We start from the raw sequence: 18988 nt of genomic DNA, 5'->3' as shown, positions 1-18988 counted from the left end.
GTGCCGGGGGTCGGGTCCGTCATCGCGCGACCTCGCGGACGACGAGGTGACCCCCGGGCGGGACGGTCACGGGACCGTCCAGGTCACGTCCGCCGAGGAGGTCGTGACCGGTGAGCGTGAGCTCGCGAGGTGCGTCGTCGTGGTTGACGACGACCAGGTAGGTGCGGTCGCCCGCGTGGCGGCGGACGACCTCGAGGCCGTCGCCGGCCTGCGGGTGGTGGCGCTCGACGCCCGCCGCGGCGACGACGTCGGCGAGAAGGCGGCGCAGCGCCGCAGGGTCGAGCCGGGTGCCGACGTGGTACGCGGCGCCGTCGCCGACCGCGTGCCGCGTGACGGCCGGGACGCCGTCGAGGTGGCCGCCGCGGAACCGCACGAGCGCCTCGGCGCCGCGCAGGTGGACCGTCTGCGACCAGCAGTCGCCGACCGTGCCGTCGTCGAGCGCGACGGTCTCGTCGGGGGCGAGCGGGAACAGCTCCTCGACGCGGATGCCGAGCAGGTCGGCGAACGCGCCGCTGAAGGAACCGGGCCGCACGCGCAGGTGCTCGTCGGTCGACCCGGCGAAGTACCAGGTCACCGCGGTGCCGCCGGCCTCGACGAACCGCGTGAGGGCGGCCGCCTCGGCGTCGCTCACCGCGAGCTTGCTCGGCACGAGGACGACGTCGTAGCGGGACAGGTCGTCGCCGAGCCGGACGGCGTCGGCGCCGATGCCCTCCCACCACAGCGCCCGGTGCGTCGCGCGCACCGCGTCGAGGAAGGACAGGTCGGTCGTCGGCATCGCGCGCGTCTCGGCGGACCACCAGGCGGTCGAGTCCCAGACGAACGCGACCCGGTTCCGGTTGACGGGACCGCCGTCGGCGGGCGGCTCGGCGAGCTCGCCCAGGCGGGCCAGCGTGGCGCCCAGGTCGACGATCTCGCGGAACACCCGGGAGTCCGGACCCGTGTGCGGCACCATCGGCGAGTGGAACAGCTCGGCGCCGCCGCGCCCGTTGCGCCACTGGAAGAACAGGCTGCCGGTCGACCCGCGCGCGACGTACTGCAGCGTCTGACGCTCCAGCACGCCGGGGGCCTTGGCGTAGATCCGGCCCGCGGCGTAGTCGTAGACGGTGCTCGTGGCCTGCTCCATGAGCGTCCACGGGCGGCCGCCGTTGAACGACCGGGCGAGGTCCGCGCCGAACGCGGTGTGCACCTCGCCCTCGACGTCGCGCGCGCTCGGGTAGTGGTCGATCGACACCTCGTCGATCTCCGCCGCGAGGTCCCACTCGTCGTAGTGGTGCCAGGTGGGGAGCATGAAGTTGGTCGTGACCGGGATCGCGGGGTTCGCGGCCCGGACCACGGCGACCTGCTCGCGCAGCGCGTCGCGCAGGACGTCGGCCGAGAACCGCTTGAAGTCGAGCACCTGGCCGGGGTTCGGCAGGTACTGGGTGGCCTGCGGCGCGAGGATCTCCTCCCACGCGCCGTACCCCTGCGACCAGAAGGCCGTCCACCAGGCGGCGTTGAGCGCGTCGAGCGTGCCGTACCGCTCGCGCAGCCAGCCCCGGAACGCCTCGTCGGTGACCGGGCCGTAGGAGACCGTGCCGTACTCGTTGTGCACGTGCCACATCCGCAGGGCGGGGTGGTGTGCGTAACGCTTCGCGAGCATGTCAGCCACGCGCAGCGCCGCCTCGCGGTACGCCGGCGCCGCCGGGTTGTAGGTGTCGCGGCTGCCGTGCACCAGGCGGACGCCGTCGGCGCGGACCGGCAGGGCCTCGGGGTGGGCCAGCGTGAACCACGGCGGGGGCGAGGCGGTGGGCGTCGCCAGGACGACCCCGATCCCGGCGTCGGCGAGCTTGTCCATGATGATGTCGAGCCACTCGACGTCGTACTCGCCCTCGCGCGGCTCGATGCTCGACCACGAGAAGACGCCGACGGTGACGCGGTTGACGTGCGCCTCCCGCATGAGACGGATGTCCTCGTCCCACGTCTCGCGCGGCCACTGGTCGGGGTTGTAGTCCCCGCCGTAGACGAGCGTCGGCGTCTCGTGCGTCATCCGGTCCTCCCTCGCGCCCCGGAGTCCCGAAGCGCTTCGCATATCGATCGTCAGGCACCCGTCCCGGCCCTGACCGGGCCTTCAGTCCTGAGCGGCTCCCGCCGCGGGGGTGCGCGCAGCCACCGATCCGCGCGCGACGTACTGCGGCGCGAGGAGCTCGACGCCCGGTCCCGCCTCGCCCTCGATCTGCGCCACGAGCAGCGCGACGGCGCGCGCGCCGAGCGTGTCCGCGGGCAGCGGGACGGTGTCCAGCGGCACCTCGTCCTCGCTGGTGTCGAAGCTCGCCCCCGCCGACACGATCGACAGGTCCTCCGGCACCCGGACGCCGGCCGCGCCGCACGCCCGGACGAACGCGCGCGTCGTGCGCTCGCTCGCGTTGAGCACCACCGCGGTGAGGTCCGGCAGCAGCAGCTGCAGGCGCCGCAGCGCGGCCTCCGCACCCGCGCGCCCCGGCTCGGGCGTGACGACCTCGCACAGCACGCCGAGCGCCGCGGCGTGCGCGACGAACGCGTCGCGGAACCGGCGCGCGTAGTTCACGCCCCGCTCGTACGTCACCTGCGGCTGGCCGACCAGGCCGATGCAGCGGTGCCCCGCCGCCACCAGCCGGTCCAGGCACAGCTCGGCGGCCTGCGCGAAGTCGAGGTCGACGCACGTGAGGCCGTCGGTGTCGTCGGGCATGCCGATGAACACCGCACGGCGACCCTGGCGGCGCACGAGGTCCGCGCGCCGGTCGGCGGCGTCGACGTCCATGACGACGAGCCCGTCGGCGAGAGCGCTGGCGCTCACGCGCTCGAGCCCCTCGGCGGCCTCGTCCTGCACCAGGAGCAGGGTGTCGTACCCCGCGGTGCGCGCGGCGGTCGTCACGCCGAGCACGAAGCGCATGTGGGCGGGCGTCGAGGTGTCGGCGTGCAGCGGCGCGGACAGCGCGATCATCTGCGCGCGCGTCCCCGCGAGCATCCGCGCGCCGGCGTTCGGGTGGTAGCCGAGGCTCCTCGCGACCGCCTCGATGCGCTGCCGGGTGTCGAGGGCGACGTGCCGCTTGCCGCTGAGCGCGGCGGAGACGGTGCTGATCGACACCCCCGCCACGCGGGCGACATCGGTGATCGTCGCCATGCCCCGGACCTTTCGTCATCGAAACGCTTCGCATGCACTGTACGACGTCGTGCGCGGGACCACCAAAGCCGCTGCCCAGCGCGCCGCCGAGCAGCACCGAAGCGATTCGCCGACGCGGCCGAACACCCGAACCGCCGGCGCGTCTTCGTCCCCGCCCCGCCGGGCCGCCTTCCTCCCCGCCCTCGTTCGTGTGGAAGGTCTGTCGCGCAGGGTGCAACAGACCTTCCACACCGACCCCGCTGTCGACGCGGACGGGTCGCGCGAACGACCGCGGGGCCGGTCCCGGCCTGCGCCGGACCGGCCCCGCGGGTCGTGCGGTCAGGCCTGGACGCGCTCCAGGACGAGCTCGCGGACGCGGCCGGCGTCGGCCTGCCCGCGCGTCGCCTTCATGACGGCGCCGATGATCGCGCCGACCGGACCGAGGTTGCCCGACCGGATCTTCTCCGCGATGTCCGGCTGGGCGGCCAGCGCGTCGTCGATCGCCGCGAGCAGCGGACCGTCGTCGGAGACGACCTCCAGGCCACGCGCGACGACGACGGCCTCCGGCTCGCCCTCGCCGGCCAGGACGCCCTCGAGCACCTGGCGCGCGAGCTTGTCGTTGATCCGGCCGTCGTCGACGAGCTTCTGCAGCGCGCCGATCTGCGCGGGCGTGATCGGCAGCGCCTCGAGCTCGACCTCCTGCTGCTTCGCGGTGCGGGCGAGCTCGCCCATCCACCACTTGCGGGCCGCCGCGGGCGACGCCCCGGCCGCGACCGTCGCCTCGATGAGCTCGACCGCCCCCGCGTTCACGACGTCGCGCATCTCCGCGTCGGCGTAGCCCCACTCCCCCTGCAGCCGGCGGCGACGGGCCGCCGGGAGCTCGGGCAGCGCGGCACGGATCTCCTCGACCCACGCGCGGTCAGGCGCGATCGGCACCAGGTCGGGCTCCGGGAAGTACCGGTAGTCCTCCGCGTCGGACTTGATGCGGCCCGACGTCGTCGACCCCGTGTCCTCGTGCCAGTGCCGGGTCTCCTGGACGATCGAGCCGCCCTCGTCGAGCACCGCCGCCTGGCGGCTGATCTCGTACCGCACCGCCCGCTCGACCGAGCGGAACGAGTTGACGTTCTTCGTCTCCGTGCGGGTGCCCAGCGCCGACTCCGGCGTGGGCCGCAGCGACACGTTGACGTCCGCGCGCACGTTGCCGCGCTCCATCCGGGCCTCGGACACGCCCAGCGCCCGGAACAGGTCCCGCAGCGTCTGCACGTAGGCGCGGGCCACCTCGGGCGCCCGCTCCCCCGCACCCGTGATCGGCTTGGTGACGATCTCCACGAGCGGGATGCCCGCCCGGTTGTAGTCGACCAGCGAGTACTCCGCGCCGTGGATGCGGCCCGTGGAGCCGCCGACGTGGGTGTTCTTGCCCGCGTCCTCCTCCATGTGCGCGCGCTCGATCTCGACGCGGAACGTCGACCCGTCCTCCAGCTCGACGTCGACCCAGCCCTCGTACGCGATCGGCTCGTCGTACTGCGACGTCTGGAAGTTCTTCGGGACGTCCGGGTAGAAGTAGTTCTTCCGCGCGAACCGGCAGGACTCCGCGATCGAGCAGTTCAGCGCGAGGCCGATGCGGATCGCGTACTCGACGGCCGTGCCGTTCACGACCGGCAGCGAGCCGGGCAGCCCCAGCGACACGGGCGTCACCGACGTGTTCGGCTCCTCGCCGAAGCCCGCGGGCGCACCGTCGAACATCTTGGTGCGCGTGCCGAGCTCGACGTGCACCTCGATGCCGATGACCGGGTCGAAGCGCGTGACCGCCTCGTCGTAGTCCACGAGCGCCGTCATCGGGTCTCCTCCAGCTCAGGGGCCTGCGCCAGCAGCGGACCGCCCCACTCCTGCTCCAGCAGCGCCTCGAGCGCGGCGCCCACCCGGTACAGCCGGTCGTCGGCCTTCGCCGGCGCGAGCACCTGGAAGCCGACGGGCAGGCCGTCGTCCGACAGGCCGTTCGGCACCGACAGCCCCGGGACGCCCGCGAGGTTCGCGGGGATCGTCGCGACGTCGTTGAGGTACATCGCCAGCGGGTCGTCGAGCTTCTCGCCGAGCTTGAACGCCGTGGTCGGCGCGGTCGGCGACACCAGCACGTCGGCCTGCGCGAACGCCGCCTCGAAGTCCCGCTGGATGAGCGTGCGGACCTTCTGCGCCGAGCCGTAGTAGGCGTCGTAGTAGCCCGCCGACAGCGCGTACGTGCCGAGGATGACGCGACGCTTGACCTCGTCGCCGAAGCCCTGCCCGCGCGTGGCCGACATGACGCGCTCGGCCGTCGGGTTGTCCTCCGGCACGACCCGCAGCCCGAAGCGCATGCCGTCGAACTTCGCCAGGTTGCTCGACGCCTCGCTCGGCATGATCAGGTAGTACGCGCCTAGCGCGTACTCGAAGTGCGGGCAGGAGACCTCGACGATCTCCGCGCCCGCCCGCTCCAGCAGAGCGAGCGACTCGGTGAACCGGGCCAGCACGCCGGGCTGGTAGCCCTCGCCCTGCAGCTCGCGGATGACCCCGACACGCACGCCCGTCAGGTCGCCGTCCGCACCCTGCCGGGCCGCCGCGACGAGCGCCGGCAGCGGCTCCGGGATCGACGTCGAGTCGAGCGGGTCGTGCCCGCCGATGAGCTCGTGCAGCAGCGCCGAGTCGAGCACGGTGCGCGTCACCGGACCGGCCTGGTCGAGCGACGACGCCATCGCGATGAGGCCGTAGCGCGACACCGACCCGTACGTCGGCTTCACGCCGACCGTGCCCGTCACGGCGCCGGGCTGGCGGATCGATCCGCCCGTGTCCGTGCCGATCGCGAGCGGCGCCTCGTAAGCCGCGACCGCCGCGGCGGAGCCGCCGCCGGACCCGCCGGGGATCCGGTCCAGGTCCCACGGGTTGTGCGTGTTGCCGTACGCGGAGTGCTCGGTCGAGGAGCCCATCGCGAACTCGTCCATGTTCGTCTTGCCGAGGATCGGCAGGCCCGCGGCCTTGATCCGCTCGACGAGCGTCGCGTCGTACGGGGGCACCCAGCCCTCGAGGATCTTCGAGCCCGCGGTCGTCGGCAGGCCCTTCGTCACCACGACGTCCTTGACGGCGATCGGGACGCCCGCGAGCGGGTGCAGCTCCTCGCCGGCGGCCCGGCGCGCGTCGACGTCGGCCGCGGTCGCGAGCGCCTGCTCGGCGCTAACGTGCAGGAACGCGTGCACGGCACCGTCGACGGCGGCGATCCGGTCGAGGTGCGCCTGCGTCACCTCGACGCTCGTCACCTCGCCCGCGGCGAGCTTCTCGGCGAGGGCGGCGGCGCTCAGCCGCGTCCAGTCGGTCACGCGTCCTCCCCCAGGATCTGCGGTACGAGGAACTTGCCGTCCTGCGCGGCCGGCGCGGCGGCGAGCACCGCGTCACGGTCCACCGGGGCGACCGGGACGTCGGGGCGGAACACGTTGGTCAGCGGCAGGGGGTGGCTGGTGGCCGGCACGTCGGGCGTGGCGATCTCGCTCACGCGCGCGACCGACTCGACGATGACGTCGAGCTCGCCCGCGAGGCGGTCGATCTCCGCCGGCGTCAGGTCGATCCGGGCCAGCCCCGCCACGCGCGCGACCTCGTCGCGAGAGAGGGAGGACATGGCGGAGAGTCTAGTCATCGGCGAGGTGCCGTCCGTGGGCCGTGACCGCGCCCCGCGCGACGGGCCGTCGACCGGCGGTGCCCCACCGCCGTGATGTAGACGCACGTCTACATCACGGCCTACCCTGGCGCCATGCGCACGGTCGGGACCCGGGAGCTCAAGCAGAACCCCAACGCGGTCATCCAGGAGGTCCTGGCCGCGGACGAGGCGATCGCGATCACCACGCACGGCAGGCCGACCGGTGTGCACCTGGTCGCCGACCGGACGCGTTCCGCGCGCTGGGTCCGGGGCCACGACCTGCTCGGCGTCCGCCCGTCGACCCCTGACGACTCCGCGCTGCTCAAGGCGCAGATCGACGCCGCCCGCGACGACGAGGACGTCGAGGACCCGTGGGAGCCGCGGTCGTGATCCTGCTCGACACGAACGTGCTCATCGACCTGCACCTCTACCGTCTCGATCCCGACGAGCTGTACGGCGCGAGCATGCTCTCGCGGGCCGAGCTCGAGTTCGGCGTCAATGCCGCGCCCTCGATGCGCGCGGCCGGGGAGCGACTCGCTCGCCTCCACGACCTCGACGCCCTGTTCGACTGGATCGAGTTCGACCTCGCCTCGACCCGCTCGTACGGCATCGTCGCGCACCGCGCCCGCGTCTCCGGCGCGCGCGTCCGCGGCAAGGACGCGCTCATCGCCGCCCAGGCGCACCGGCACGGGGCCGCCGTCATGACCGAGAACGTGGACGACTTCGAGCCGTTCAGCCACCTCGTCGAGATCGTCCGCCCGTCGCGGCTGTGACCACGGGCCTACCCTGGAGGCATGGCGTCGCCCGAGGACATGATGGCCGCGGTCACCGAGGGGATGCGGTCGCGCACCGGTCGTGACCTCGGCGAGTGGGTGCACCTCGTGCGGACCGACAGCGGTCTCGACCCGCTCGACCAGAAGGCCGTCCGCGCGTGGCTGCGCGACGTGCACGGCGTCCCGCAGAACACCCAGTGGGCGATCGCGTTCTCCGTCGCGGAGTCCGCGGGCTGGCAGCGGCCGAGCATCGACGCGTACGTCGACAGCCAGTACGCGGGCCCCCGCGCCGCGCTCCGTCCGATCTACGACGCCGTCGAGGACGCGATCATCGCGCTCGGCGACGACGTGCAGCGGGAGGGCCGCGGCACGTACGTGCCCTTCGTCCGCACCCGCCAGTTCGCCGCGGTCGCCGCCACGACCGCGAAACGCGTCGACGTCGGGCTGCGGTTCGTCTCGCCGCCCGACAGCCCGCGGCTCGTGCCCGCGAAGACGCCCGGGTCTGCCACGCACAAGGTCGGCCTGACCGACGTCTCGCAGGTCGACGACGACCTCCGCGCCCTGCTGCGCGCGGCCTACGAGCAGAACGGCTGACCGGTGCCGTTCCACGGGCCGGACGGCGAGCCGTTCGACGGCCTGCACCTGCGCGAGTGGGGACCGGACGACTGGAACGCGTTCCGTCTGGAGCGCACCGTCGTCTACACGCACCCCCGCTGGCCCGGGCAGACGTTCGAGGCACCGGCGGGCACCCGCACCGACCTCGCGTCCGTGCCGTGGCCCGTGTGGGGCGTCATCGCACCGCTCGGGCGGCAGGCGCGCGCCGCGGTCCTGCACGACCACGGCTCCGCGCTGGCCCGCACCGACCCGCCCGCGCAGGGGTGGGAGCGGCGGCGGACCATCGACGACGTCTTCCGCGTCGCCCTGGAGGAGACCGGGGTGTCCCGGCTGCGCGCGCACGTCATGTGGGCGGCGGTCGGCGTCGGCCGGTACGTCGAGCACCGCACCGCCGTCGGCGTCCTGCTGATCGCGTTCGTCGTCGCGTGGTGGGCGGCGCTCGTGTGGGGCGTCGTCGCCGGGGCGTCGTGGCCCGTGTGGGTCGGCCTCGCGGCCGCCGCGGGACTCGCCTGCCTGATCGCCCGGCGCGACGCCGCGCTGGTCGCGTCCCTGCTCGCGCTCGGTTGGCTCTACGCGCTGCTCGCCGCCGCGGCGCTCGTGACGCTCGCCGTGCAGGTCGTCGTCTGGGCCGTCGCGTGGGTCGTGTCGCTCGTGCTCGGCGGGCCGCGGCCCGTCATCCGGCCGACGCGCGTGGGGGTCGCCGGGCGGTGAGGCCCGACGGCCGTCGGGGCCGTTGCGTCGTCAGGACGCGCGCTCGACCGCCTCGTGCACCAGCGACAGCAGCGCCTCGCCGTACGCGTCCGCCGCGGTCTCCGCGCCGAACACCTGCTCCGGGTGACCGGGCCGCTCGACGAGCACCTGGTACGACCCGTCCGTCGAGCGCGCGAGGCTGCGGAACGTCCCGCCGAGCAGGTCGCGGAGCTGGTCCTCACGCGGCAGCCACAGCGCGTCCTCCTGCGCGACCGAGTCGAGCGCCCACTCCGTCGTCCCGTTGAACCCGAGGATCGTGCCCGTCGGGTACGTGTGCGCCTCGATCGTCATCTCGCTGATCGTGAAGACCTCGCCGTACATCTCCGGGGAGAGCACGGCGAAGCGGTCGCCGGACGCGGGACGCCAGCGCAGGCCCGCGTCGCGGAGACGGAGCGCGAGGTCGACGGTGATCATGCGTCCAGTATCGGCCGCCCACGTCGGGACGTCACCCGGTCGCGGCCCCTCAGCGCAGCACCGCCGCGTCGCTCTGCTGCGTCCGCACGACGACCCGGCGCAGGCCGGGTGCGACGTCGATCTCGGTACCCGCGCGGCCAAGCCCCAGCTCCTGGAAGGTCCGGTGCCACTGCGGACGACCCGACTCGAGCGACAGGGCCTGCAGCCGGTTCCCCGTCCGCAGGAGGACCGTGCGACCGTCCGTCGCGACCGAGTCCTCGTCGACACCCGTACGGGTGGACCAGACGCGCGAGCCGTCGTTGCCGTCGACGAGGGCGAGGCCGTCGAACGTCCGGACGAGGACGCGCCCGTCCAGCACCGCGAGCGGCAGGCGCACCCCGGCCGTGAGCCACTGCTCCGTGCCGTCGGCGGACCGCGCGACGAGCGCCGTGTCGTCGAGCCCCGTGCGCACGGCGAGGCTGAGCTCCGGCAGGGTGCCGTCGTCGACCTCGACCGTCGCCGGCTGCTCGGTACGCGCCAGGCCGTCGTCGTCCGACGTGCGCAGCGTCAGTGGACGGACGTCGCCGTTGCGGGCGAGCACCGCACCCTGCTCGTCGGCGACCGTCGCCTCGTCGACGAGAACCCCGTCGGCGTCGACCACCCAGGCGGTGTCGCCGACACGCACGAGGACCCGGCCGGCGGACGGCTCGGAGAACGTGACCTCCGGGACCACGGCGTCACCGGCCACCGGCGGGCTCGTCCACGACCAGCGCGACTGCTGCGTGGCCAGGTCGAGGCCCTCGACCGACCAGTGCGTCGGCTGCTCGTCGACGGCCGGCTCGCCCGCAGCGGTCATGCCACGCACGGAGACCAGGACGTCCCCGAGCGGGCGGACCCACACGCCGGTCCGCATCAGCAGGTTCCGGACCTCGGTGCCGTCGTCCGGGTCGAGGACCCACACGGACGTCGCGAACGGCACCGGGACGTCGCCGCGGCCCCGTCGTGCTCCGCACACGACGAGCGTCCGCTCCCCGCTGGTCGGGACGCACCACGTGTCGCCGACGCCCTGTGCCATCTCGTCGAGGAGAGCCCCGACGTCGACCGGGTCCAGCGACGGGTCCACCCAGTACGGTCGCTCGTCCCTCTGCGGAGGCCTGTCGAGCCGCACCGGCGTGGACCACCGCAACGTCCCGTCGTCGCGATCGACGCCGACGACGACCAGGTCGTCCGGGCCGACTCGGTCGACGCCGACCACGACGTCCCCGGCGCCGGCCGTGGCCCGCGCGGCGCCCGCGGTCGTACCGTCCGTCCGCCACGCGACCTGGAGGTCCGCGCCGAAAGGGTCCACCACCCCGCTCACGTCGGCATAACGGACCGCGAGCGCGGCGTCGGCGGCCCGGCGGCGCTGGTCGAGCACCTGCTGCGTGCCGACGAGCACGAGCGTCGCGACGACGGCGAGCGCACCCGCGGCGAGGAGCCGGCGTCGCGCCCGGCGCACGGCGGGCCTGACCGCGACAGGCGGCGTCGGGTCCGCGTCCTGGTCGTCGTGGAGCTCGACCCGCTGCATCCCCCTGGCCATGCGCGCACGCTACGGGACCCCGTGCGACCGTGGGGGCGGTTCGCGTGTCGACCGCCGGGCCCTCCCCCGCGGCGGCCGACCGGACGGTCAGCGCGTGCTGAACGCCGCGTCGAACGCGGCGGCGGGCGGGTCGAACGCGTTGCGGCGGACGAACTCCAGCGCCTCGGGGGCGCCGAGCAGCCGGTCCATCCCGGCGTCCTCCCACTCCACCGAGATCGGCCCGGAGTAGCCGATGTGGTTGAGCGCCCGGAACGACGCCTCCCACGGCACGTCCCCGCGGCCGGTCGACACGAAGTCCCAGCCGCGGCGCGGGTCGGCCCACGGCAGGTGCGAGCCGAGCCGCCCGTTGCGGCCGTTGCCGAGGCGGAGCTTCACGTCCTTGCAGTCCACGTGGTAGATCCGGTCGCGGAACTCGAGGATGAAGTCGACGGGGTCGAGCTGCTGCCAGACGAAGTGGCTGGGGTCCCAGTTGAGGCCGAACGCCTCGCGGTGGCCGATGGCCTCCAGGGTCCGCACGGTCGTCCAGTAGTCGTAGGCGATCTCGCTGGGGTGGACCTCGTGCGCGAACCGGACGCCGACCTCGTCGAAGACGTCGAGGATCGGGTGCCAGCGGTCGGCGAAGTCCTGGTAGCCGGCGTCGACCGCGGCCTCGGAGACGGGCGGGAACATCGCGACGTACTTCCAGATGGACGACCCGGTGAAGCCGACGACGGTGTCGACGCCGAGCTTCGCGGCGAGCCGGGCGGTGTGCTGCATCTCCTGCGCGGCGCGCTGCCGGACGCCTTCGGGGTCGCCGTCGCCCCACACCCGGTCGGACAGGATGTCGCGGTGCCGCTGGTCGATGGGGTCGTCGCAGACGGCCTGGCCCTTGAGGTGGTTGGAGATCGCGAAGACCTTCAGCCCGTGCCGGTCGAGGATCTCGCGGCGCGAGTCGACGTACGCGTCGTCGTCCCATCGCCAGGGGTCCAGGTGGTCGCCCCAGCAGGCGATCTCGAGGCCGTCGTAGCCCCAGCCGGCGGCGAGGCGTGCGACCTCCTCGAACGGCAGGTCGGCCCACTGGCCGGTGAAGAGCGTGATCGGACGGGTCATCGTCAGGCCTCCGTTCCAGCCGGCTCGGGGGCCGGCGCGGGGATGTCGGTCCAGGTGCTGCGGTCGGCGGCGGACCGCTCGACGGCGTCGAGGACGCGCTGCACCTGGAGCCCGTCGGCGAAGCTCGGCCGGGGCTGGCGGTGGTCGGCGACGTCGCGGACCAGGTCGACGGCCTGGTGCGTGAAGGCGTGCTCGTAGCCGAGCCCGTGCCCCGGGGGCCACCACGAGGCGACGTACGCGTGCTCGGGCTCGGTGACGACGATGCGGCGGAACCCCGCCTCCCACGCGGGCAGCGACGCGTCGAAGTAGTGCAGGACGTTCATGTCCTCGAAGTCGAACGCGAGGGACCCGGCGGAGCCGTTCACCTCGACGCGGATCGCGTTCTTGCGGCCGTACGCGAACCGCGTCGCCTCGAACGTGGCGAGGCCGCCGCCGGACAGGCGCGCGAGGAAGACGGCGGCGTCGTCGACGGTCACGGGGCCGGTCTCCCCGGAGGTCGAGCGGGTCCCGGCCAGCCCGCTGAACGCGCCCGCGACGGGCCGCTCGCGGACGAACGTCTCGAGCAGCGCCGACACCCCGGTGAGGTGCTCTCCGGTGACGAACTGCGCGAGGTCGACGACGTGCGCGCCGATGTCGCCCAGCGCCCCCGACCCGGCCTTCTGCTTGTCGAGCCGCCACGACAGGGGTGCCTGCGGGTCGGCGATCCAGTCCTGCAGGTACTGCGCGCGCACGTGCCGGACGGTGCCGATCCGCCCTTCGGCGACGAGCCGCCGCGCGAGCTGGATCGCCGGGACCCGCCGGTAGGTGAAGCCGACCATGGCGAGCGCCCCGGCGTCGCGGGCGGCGGACGCGGCGCGGACCATCGCCTCGGCCTCCTCGACCGAGTTGGCCAGCGGCTTCTCGCACAGCACGTGCTTGCCGGCCTCGAGCGCGGCGACCGCGATCTCGGCGTGCGTGTCGCCCGGCGTGCAGACGTCCACGAGGTCGACGTCGTCGCGGGCGACGAGCGCCGTCCAGTCCGTCTCCGTGTCCCGCCAGCCCAGCCGGTCGGCGGCGGCGCGCACGGCGCCCGCGTTCCGGCCGGCGACGACCGCCATGTCGGGGTGCAGCGGCAGGTCGAAGAACCGCGGGGCGTTGCGCCACCCCTGCGAGTGCGCCACGCCCATGAAGGCGTACCCCACCATGCCGATGCCGAGCCGTGGGAGCGCGTCGGGTGCTGTCACGGGTCCTCCTGGGTCGAGGGTGCGCCGGGCGGGCCTGCGGAGTGCCCGCCCGGCGCGGTTCTGGCTGGTGCGTGCGGGTCAGGACTCGAAGGCCGTCGGCAGGTAGCGGTCGACGTTCTCCTTGGTGACGACGGGCGCGTAGAGCTGGATGGTGCGCGGCACCTCCACCTCGACGAGGTCGCTCATCGACTTGCCCTGGACCAGCAGGCGGGCGAGCTTGATGCCGTCGGCGGCCTGCGTGGACGGGTAGATGACGGTCGCCTTCAGCACCGTGTTGTCGGCCTTGATCGCGTCCATGACGTTCTTCGAGCCGGCGCCGCCGACCATGAAGAACTCGTCGCGGCCCGCGTTCTCGATGGCTGCGAGGACGCCGACGCCCTGGTCGTCGTCGTGGTTCCAGATGGCGTCGAGCTCGGGCGCGGCCTGCAGCAGGTTCGCCGCGGCCGCCTCGCCGCCCTGGACGGTGAAGTCGGCCGCGACGCGGTTGCTCACCTCGAGGCCGCACTCGCCGAGCGCGTCGGAGAAGCCGCGGCTGCGGTCCTGCGTGAGCGGCAGCGAGTCGATGCCGGCGATCTCCGCGACCTTCGCGCCGGCCGTGCCGCCGAGCTGCTCGCAGATGTAGTGCCCGGCGCTCACGCCCATGCCGTAGTTGTCGCCGAGGACGGTCGTGCGGGCCGCGTTCGGGTCGTCGAACTCGCGGTCGACGTTGACGACGACGATGCCGGCCTGCATGGCCTGGGTCGCGACCTCGGTGAGCGCCGCGCCGTCGAACGGGAGCAGCACGATCGCGTCCACGCCGTCGTTGATGAACTGCTCGATCTGGCTGATCTGCAGGTTGACGTCGTTGGTCGCCTCGGCCTGCACGAGCTCGACGTCGGAGTACTTCTCGGCCTCGGCGACCGCCGACTTCGTGATGGCGCCCATCCAGCCGTGGTCGGCGGCCGGCGCGGAGAAGCCGATCGTGACGGTGTCGCCGGGCTCGTCGTTCCCGGAGCCCGCGGCGACCGGGGCGGCGCCCGTGCTGTCGTCGGACGTGTCCTCGGGCGTGTTCGACGTGCAGCCCACCACGAGGGCGAGGGCGGCGGCGGTACCGGCGACGGCGAGCCAGCGGCGGCGCAGAGGTGCGGACATGACGATCCTCCTTGATCGGGATGCTTCCGGTGGAGCGTGGGGACGTGCCGGAGTGGGGTCGGGGATGCGGGCGTGCGGGGACGGCGCGTCAGGTGACCGCGCGGGAGCGCTCGGCGATGCGCTGCTGGAGGATGACCGCGACGACGATGATCACGCCCTTCGCGACCGCCTGCGCCGAGATGGACAGGTTGTTCTGCGTGAACACGTTGGTGAGCGTCGTGAAGATGAGGACGCCCAGCACGGTGCCGACGATCGTGCCGCGACCACCGGCCAGCAGGGTGCCGCCGACGACGACGGCGGCGATCGCGTCGAGCTCGTAGTAGAGGCCGTTGGTCGACGAGCCCGCCGTCGTGCGGCCGAGCATCATGACGCCGCCGATGCCCGCGGCGAGCCCGGACAGCGCGTACAGGTACATGGTGTGGCGCTTGACGTTGATGCCCGCCAGGCGGGCCGCCTCGGGGTTGCCGCCGACCGCGACCGTGCGCCGCCCGAACGTCGTGCGGTTGAGCAGGACCCAGCCGACGACCGCGACGACCGCGAAGATCCAGACCAGCATCGGGATGCCGAGCGGTGCGAGCCGGAAGACGTCGGAGAAGGCCGGGACGCGGACGACCTGCGTCTGGCGGTTCGCGATCATCTCCGCCAGGCCGCGCGCGGCCACCATCATCGCGAGCGTCGCGATGAACGCGACGACCCTCCCGTACGCGATGAGGACACCGTTGACGACGCCCGCGCCGAGCCCGACCGCGAGCGCGGTGAACACCATGACGGACCAGTGGAAGTCGTTCGCCATGGTCTGCGTGGCGAGGGTCGACGCCCAGACGGACGACAGCCCGATGACGGACCCGACCGACAGGTCGATGCCGCCGCCGGTGATGACGAACGTCATGCCGATGGAGATCACGCCGAGCACGGCCGCGAGGCGCAGGATCGTCATGAGGTTGTCGAAGCTCGCGAACCGCTCGCCGGCGGTGACGAACCCGACGAGGCACACGAGCAGGAGCGCGATGACGAGGCCGAGGTTGCGACCGGCGGCACCGCGCAGGGGGTTGCGCATGCGGCGGTCGACGGCGGTCTTGCCGCCGCTGCCCTCGATCCGGGCGGTCTCGTCCGCGGCGGGGACACGCGCGGAGGCGGGGGTTCCGTGCTCGCTCACGCGGCACTTCCTTCCATGACGAGGTCGAGCACGCGGTGCTCGTCGATCGCGGACGCGGGGCCGGTGTGCACGACGCGCCCCTCGGACAGGACGAGGACGCGGTCGGACAGGCCGAGCACCTCCTCGATCTCGCTGGACACGACGACGACCGCGACGCCCTGGGCGGTGAGCTGCGCGACGATGCCGTAGATCTCGGCCCGGGCGCCGACGTCGACGCCGCGGGTGGGCTCGTCGAGCAGCAGGACGCGGCAGCCGTGCACGAGCCACCGTGCGAGCAGGACCTTCTGCTGGTTGCCGCCGGACAGGGTGCGGGCCGTGCGGTCGGGGTCGGACGGGCGCAGGTCGAGCGCCTCGATCTGCTCGCGGGCCGTGCGCCGCTCGGTCGGCTCGTCGAGGAACGACGCGTTCGCGGTGCGGGCGAACGTCGACAGCGTGATGTTGCGGTAGACGGGCTCGTCGAGCAGCAGGCCCTGGCTCTTGCGCTCCTCGGGGCACAGGCCGATGCCGGCGCGGACGGCGGCACCGACGGAGCCCGCGCGGACGGCCCTGCCGTCGACGCCGACCGTTCCGGTGGTGGCCCGGCGTGCGCCGAACACCGTCTCGAGGATCTCCGAGCGGCCGGACCCGACGAGCCCGGCAAGCCCGACGACCTCGCCCGCGCGCACGTCGAAGGACACGTCGGTGAACTCGCCACGCAGGCTCAGGCCCTCGACCTTCAGCACGGTCGGGGCGTCGGCCGCGACCGGGGGCCGGCGCGGGATCGCGTACTCGACCGTCCGGCCGGTCATGAGGCGGATGAGCTCGGCGGTGGGCGTGCTCGCGGCGGGCAGCCCGCCCGCGACGGTGCGACCGTCCTTGAGCACGGTGATCCGGTCGCCGATCTGCCGGATCTCCTCGAGGCGGTGCGAGATGTAGACGACGGCGACGCCTTGCGACGTGAGCTCGCGGACGACGCGGAAGAGGTTCGCGACCTCCTCGCTGTCGAGGACGGCGGACGGCTCGTCCATCACGATGACGCGCGCGTCGTGCGACAGGGCGCGCCCCATGCTGACGATCTGCTTGCCCGCGGCGGACAGGCTGCCGACCTCGCGGTGCGGCGAGATGTCGGGGTGGCCGAGACGGCGCAGGATCTCCCGGGTCCGCTGGGTCGCGGCGCGACGCTGCGTGAAGCCGCCGCTCGCGAGCTCGTGGCCGAGGTAGAGGTTCTCCGCGACGGACAGGCCGTCGACGACGTCGAGCTCCTGGTACATGGTCGCGACGCCGAGCTTCAGCCCCGCGACGGGGTGGGCGATGGTCACGGGGCTGCCGTCGAGGAGGATCTGCCCCTCGTCGGGCTGGTGCGCGCCCGCGAGCACCTTGATGAGCGTGGACTTGCCGGCACCGTTCTGGCCGAGCAGGCAGTGCACCTCGCCCGCACGGACCTCGAGGTCCACGCCGTCGAGGGCGCGCGCGCCGGGGAACTGCTTGACGATGCCGCGCATCTGCAGGATCGGCCGGTCGGTCGATCGGTCGTCGGTGACCATGCGGCCGAACGTACGGGGGACTTCTGTCGGCGGTCAAGCAAAAGTTGTCTCGGATGTGGCACAGTTATGCGAACGTGACCTACCAAAGAGGGGATGGTTCACTGTGCGCATGGACGAGCTGGCCAAGGCCGCCCCCAAGCCCACCGGGGTCGGCGAGATGTTCCAGCTCCTGCGCGACGGCCAGCCCCGCACCCGCTCCGACCTGGCCACACTCACCGGACAGGCCCGCTCCACGATCGCCGCGCGCGTCGACGCGCTGCTCGGGTCCGGGCTCGTCGCCCCCGCCGGCGAGGCCACCTCCACCGGCGGCCGGCCCCCCGCGACCTTCGCGTTCAACCCCGCCGCCCGCGTCGTCCTCGCCGTCGACCTCGGCGCCACGCACGCCCGGCTCGCCGTCACCGACCTCGCCGGCACCGTCCTCGCCGAGCACAGCGAGCAGATCGCCATCGCCGACGGACCCGCCCCCGTCCTCGACCGCGTCGCCGAGCTCGGCCACCTGCTGCTCGACAAGGCCGACCGTCAGGCCGAGGACCTCGTCAGCGTCGGCGTCGGGCTCCCCGGGCCCGTCGAGCACTCCACCGGGCGCCCCATCAACCCGCCGATCATGCCCGGCTGGGACGACGCCGACGTCCCCGGCCACCTCGGCCGCCGGCTGCACGTGCCCGCCCTCGTCGACAACGACGTCAACATCATGGCGCTCGGCGAGCACGCCACCGCCTGGCGCACCGTCGACCACCTGCTCTTCGTCAAGGTCGCCACCGGCATCGGCGCCGGGATCATCTCCGACGGCGCCATCCGCCGCGGCGCGCAGGGAGCCGCCGGCGACCTCGGCCACATCGCCGTCCCCGGCGGGCTCGACCTGCCGTGCCGGTGCGGCAACACCGGCTGCCTCGAGGCCGTCGCCAGCGGGCCCGCCATCGCGACCGCCCTGCAGGCCCAGGGACTCGACGCCCGCAGCAGCGCCGACGTCGTCGCGCTCGTCCGCTCCGGCGACCTCGCCGCGGGCCGGGAGGTCCGCGAGGCCGGACGGCACATCGGCGAGGTCCTCGCGGCGTGCGTGTCGATGCTCAACCCGTCGATGATCGTCATCGGCGGCGTCGTCGCCGACGCCGGCGAGCACCTGCTCGCGGGGATCCGCGAGGTCGTCTACCGGCGCTCCCTGCCGCTGGCCACCCAGCACCTGCGCATCGTCACGTCCCGCACCGGCGCCCGCGCGGGCGTCCTCGGCGCCGCGACCATGGCCGCCGAGCACGTCCTGTCCCCCGCCGCGATCGACGCGCTCGTCGGCTGAGCGGGGGGCGTCCTCACGCGTCCGTGCGCGCGAGCTCCCGGTACCGGTAGCGGTCCGCCGGGGCGAAGCCGAGCCGCGCGTACAGCCGCGCCGCGGCCGCGTTGTGGGCCTCGACCTGCAGGAACGCGCGCCGCGCACCCCGCTCACGGGCCAGGTCCAGCGCCCGCAGCGTGAGCGTGCGGCCCAGGCCACGCCGTCGCGCAGCGGGGTCCACGACCAGGCACGACAGCCCTACCCAGTCCTCCGCGAACGCGGCACGGATCGCCGCCACGGGTCGCCCCGCGTCGAGCGCCGTCAGGTACACCGCGGGCGCCCCGTCGAGGATCCGCCGGGCGGTGCCCGCGTCAGCCCCCGCGCTCTTCACGCCCAGCCACGTCGTGAGCCAGGCGTCGTCGGGGTGGCTCGTCACGCGCACGTCGACCCGCCCCGGCACGGCCCGCGGGAGGCCGTCGAGCGTCCGGACCAGCACGTCCGTGTCGGACGCGACCCGGTAGCCGCGTGCGACGAGCGCGCGCTCCACGTCGTCCCCGCCCGTCCCCGGGCCGACCCGCACGACCGACGGCAGCCCTGCGTCCGCGTACACCCGCTCGACCTCGTCGAGCGCCGCCTCGACGTCCGCCGGCCGCGTCACCGGCAGCGCGCTGTTCGCCCGTCGCGTCAGCCCGCCCGACGCGCCGACCCGCCACCCG

General features: G+C 73.9%; 18 protein-coding genes. 5 read left to right on the top strand and 13 right to left on the bottom strand.

The features are described from left to right. Positions 1 to 19: 19 nt before the first annotated feature. The 5 genes from CBZ_RS08575 to gatC all read right to left on the bottom strand — a co-directional run bounded on the left by CBZ_RS08575 (position 20) and on the right by gatC (position 6758). Positions 20 to 2026: a beta-galactosidase gene (locus CBZ_RS08575; protein WP_130781153.1), complete on the bottom strand. Its 2007-nt coding sequence runs from the start codon at positions 2024 to 2026 to the stop codon at positions 20 to 22. 81 nt (positions 2027 to 2107) lie between these two features. Next, on the bottom strand, positions 2108 to 3139 hold the full coding sequence (locus tag CBZ_RS08570) for a LacI family DNA-binding transcriptional regulator (protein WP_130781152.1): 1032 nt from the start codon (positions 3137 to 3139) through the stop codon (positions 2108 to 2110). A gap of 318 nt (positions 3140 to 3457) precedes the next feature. Next, complete coding sequence (gatB, locus tag CBZ_RS08565) at positions 3458 to 4954, bottom strand: Asp-tRNA(Asn)/Glu-tRNA(Gln) amidotransferase subunit GatB (protein ID WP_130781151.1); 1497 nt, start codon at positions 4952 to 4954, stop codon at positions 3458 to 3460. Further along, positions 4951 to 6462: an Asp-tRNA(Asn)/Glu-tRNA(Gln) amidotransferase subunit GatA gene (gene gatA, locus CBZ_RS08560; RefSeq protein WP_130781150.1), complete on the bottom strand. Its 1512-nt coding sequence runs from the start codon at positions 6460 to 6462 to the stop codon at positions 4951 to 4953. The genes gatB and gatA overlap by 4 nt, the downstream gene beginning before the upstream one ends. Next, entirely contained in the window at positions 6459 to 6758 is a 300-nt protein-coding gene (gene gatC / locus CBZ_RS08555; RefSeq protein WP_013771889.1) for an Asp-tRNA(Asn)/Glu-tRNA(Gln) amidotransferase subunit GatC, read from the bottom strand. The genes gatA and gatC overlap by 4 nt, the downstream gene beginning before the upstream one ends. Positions 6759 to 6890: 132 nt before the next feature. Here gatC and CBZ_RS08550 point away from each other — a divergent pair, with 132 nt between their 5' ends. Genes CBZ_RS08550 through CBZ_RS08535 form a run of 4 tightly spaced genes read left to right on the top strand, consistent with a single transcriptional unit; the run spans position 6891 to position 8875 of the window. Further along, on the top strand, positions 6891 to 7166 hold the full coding sequence (locus CBZ_RS08550) for a type II toxin-antitoxin system Phd/YefM family antitoxin (protein ID WP_130781149.1): 276 nt from the start codon (positions 6891 to 6893) through the stop codon (positions 7164 to 7166). Beyond that, entirely contained in the window at positions 7148 to 7549 is a 402-nt protein-coding gene (locus CBZ_RS08545; protein WP_246013174.1) for a PIN domain-containing protein, read from the top strand. Before CBZ_RS08550 ends, CBZ_RS08545 begins: the two co-directional genes overlap by 19 nt. Before the next feature lie 21 nt (positions 7550 to 7570). Beyond that, positions 7571 to 8143, top strand: coding sequence for a DUF5655 domain-containing protein (locus CBZ_RS08540; protein WP_130781147.1), 573 nt, complete (start codon positions 7571 to 7573; stop codon positions 8141 to 8143). Positions 8144 to 8146: 3 nt separating this feature from the next. Next, entirely contained in the window at positions 8147 to 8875 is a 729-nt protein-coding gene (locus tag CBZ_RS08535) for a DUF1353 domain-containing protein (RefSeq protein WP_130781146.1), read from the top strand. 30 nt (positions 8876 to 8905) lie between these two features. Here CBZ_RS08535 and CBZ_RS08530 read toward each other — a convergent pair whose 3' ends face one another. The 7 genes from CBZ_RS08530 to CBZ_RS08500 form a co-directional block, all read right to left on the bottom strand. Beyond that, on the bottom strand, positions 8906 to 9328 hold the full coding sequence (locus CBZ_RS08530; protein ID WP_130781145.1) for a pilus assembly protein CpaE: 423 nt from the start codon (positions 9326 to 9328) through the stop codon (positions 8906 to 8908). 49 nt (positions 9329 to 9377) lie between these two features. Beyond that, a complete protein-coding gene (locus CBZ_RS08525) occupies positions 9378 to 10886 on the bottom strand; it encodes an outer membrane protein assembly factor BamB family protein (protein ID WP_130781144.1) in 1509 nt (502 codons plus the stop codon). 87 nt (positions 10887 to 10973) lie between these two features. Beyond that, entirely contained in the window at positions 10974 to 11975 is a 1002-nt protein-coding gene (locus CBZ_RS08520) for a sugar phosphate isomerase/epimerase family protein (RefSeq protein WP_130781143.1), read from the bottom strand. 2 nt (positions 11976 to 11977) lie between these two features. Further along, entirely contained in the window at positions 11978 to 13159 is a 1182-nt protein-coding gene (locus CBZ_RS08515) for a Gfo/Idh/MocA family protein (protein WP_130781161.1), read from the bottom strand. A gap of 117 nt (positions 13160 to 13276) precedes the next feature. Continuing rightward, entirely contained in the window at positions 13277 to 14329 is a 1053-nt protein-coding gene (locus tag CBZ_RS08510) for a substrate-binding domain-containing protein (RefSeq protein WP_130781142.1), read from the bottom strand. 88 nt (positions 14330 to 14417) lie between these two features. Then, entirely contained in the window at positions 14418 to 15485 is a 1068-nt protein-coding gene (locus CBZ_RS08505) for an ABC transporter permease (RefSeq protein WP_130781141.1), read from the bottom strand. Next, positions 15482 to 17008, bottom strand: coding sequence for a sugar ABC transporter ATP-binding protein (locus CBZ_RS08500; protein ID WP_130781140.1), 1527 nt, complete (start codon positions 17006 to 17008; stop codon positions 15482 to 15484). Before CBZ_RS08500 ends, CBZ_RS08505 begins: the two co-directional genes overlap by 4 nt. Positions 17009 to 17117: 109 nt before the next feature. Between CBZ_RS08500 and CBZ_RS08495 the strand changes: the two genes are divergently transcribed. Continuing rightward, a complete protein-coding gene (locus tag CBZ_RS08495; protein ID WP_130781139.1) occupies positions 17118 to 18299 on the top strand; it encodes an ROK family protein in 1182 nt (393 codons plus the stop codon). 13 nt (positions 18300 to 18312) lie between these two features. Here CBZ_RS08495 and CBZ_RS08490 read toward each other — a convergent pair. Next, positions 18313 to 18988 (bottom strand): GNAT family N-acetyltransferase (locus CBZ_RS08490; protein ID WP_130781138.1); only part of this gene is annotated, 676 nt, incomplete at its 5' end.

The organism is Cellulomonas biazotea, from assembly GCF_004306155.1.
Classification (GTDB): Bacteria; Actinomycetota; Actinomycetes; order Actinomycetales; family Cellulomonadaceae; genus Cellulomonas; species Cellulomonas biazotea.
This window is presented reverse-complemented; position numbering and strand designations above follow the sequence as displayed.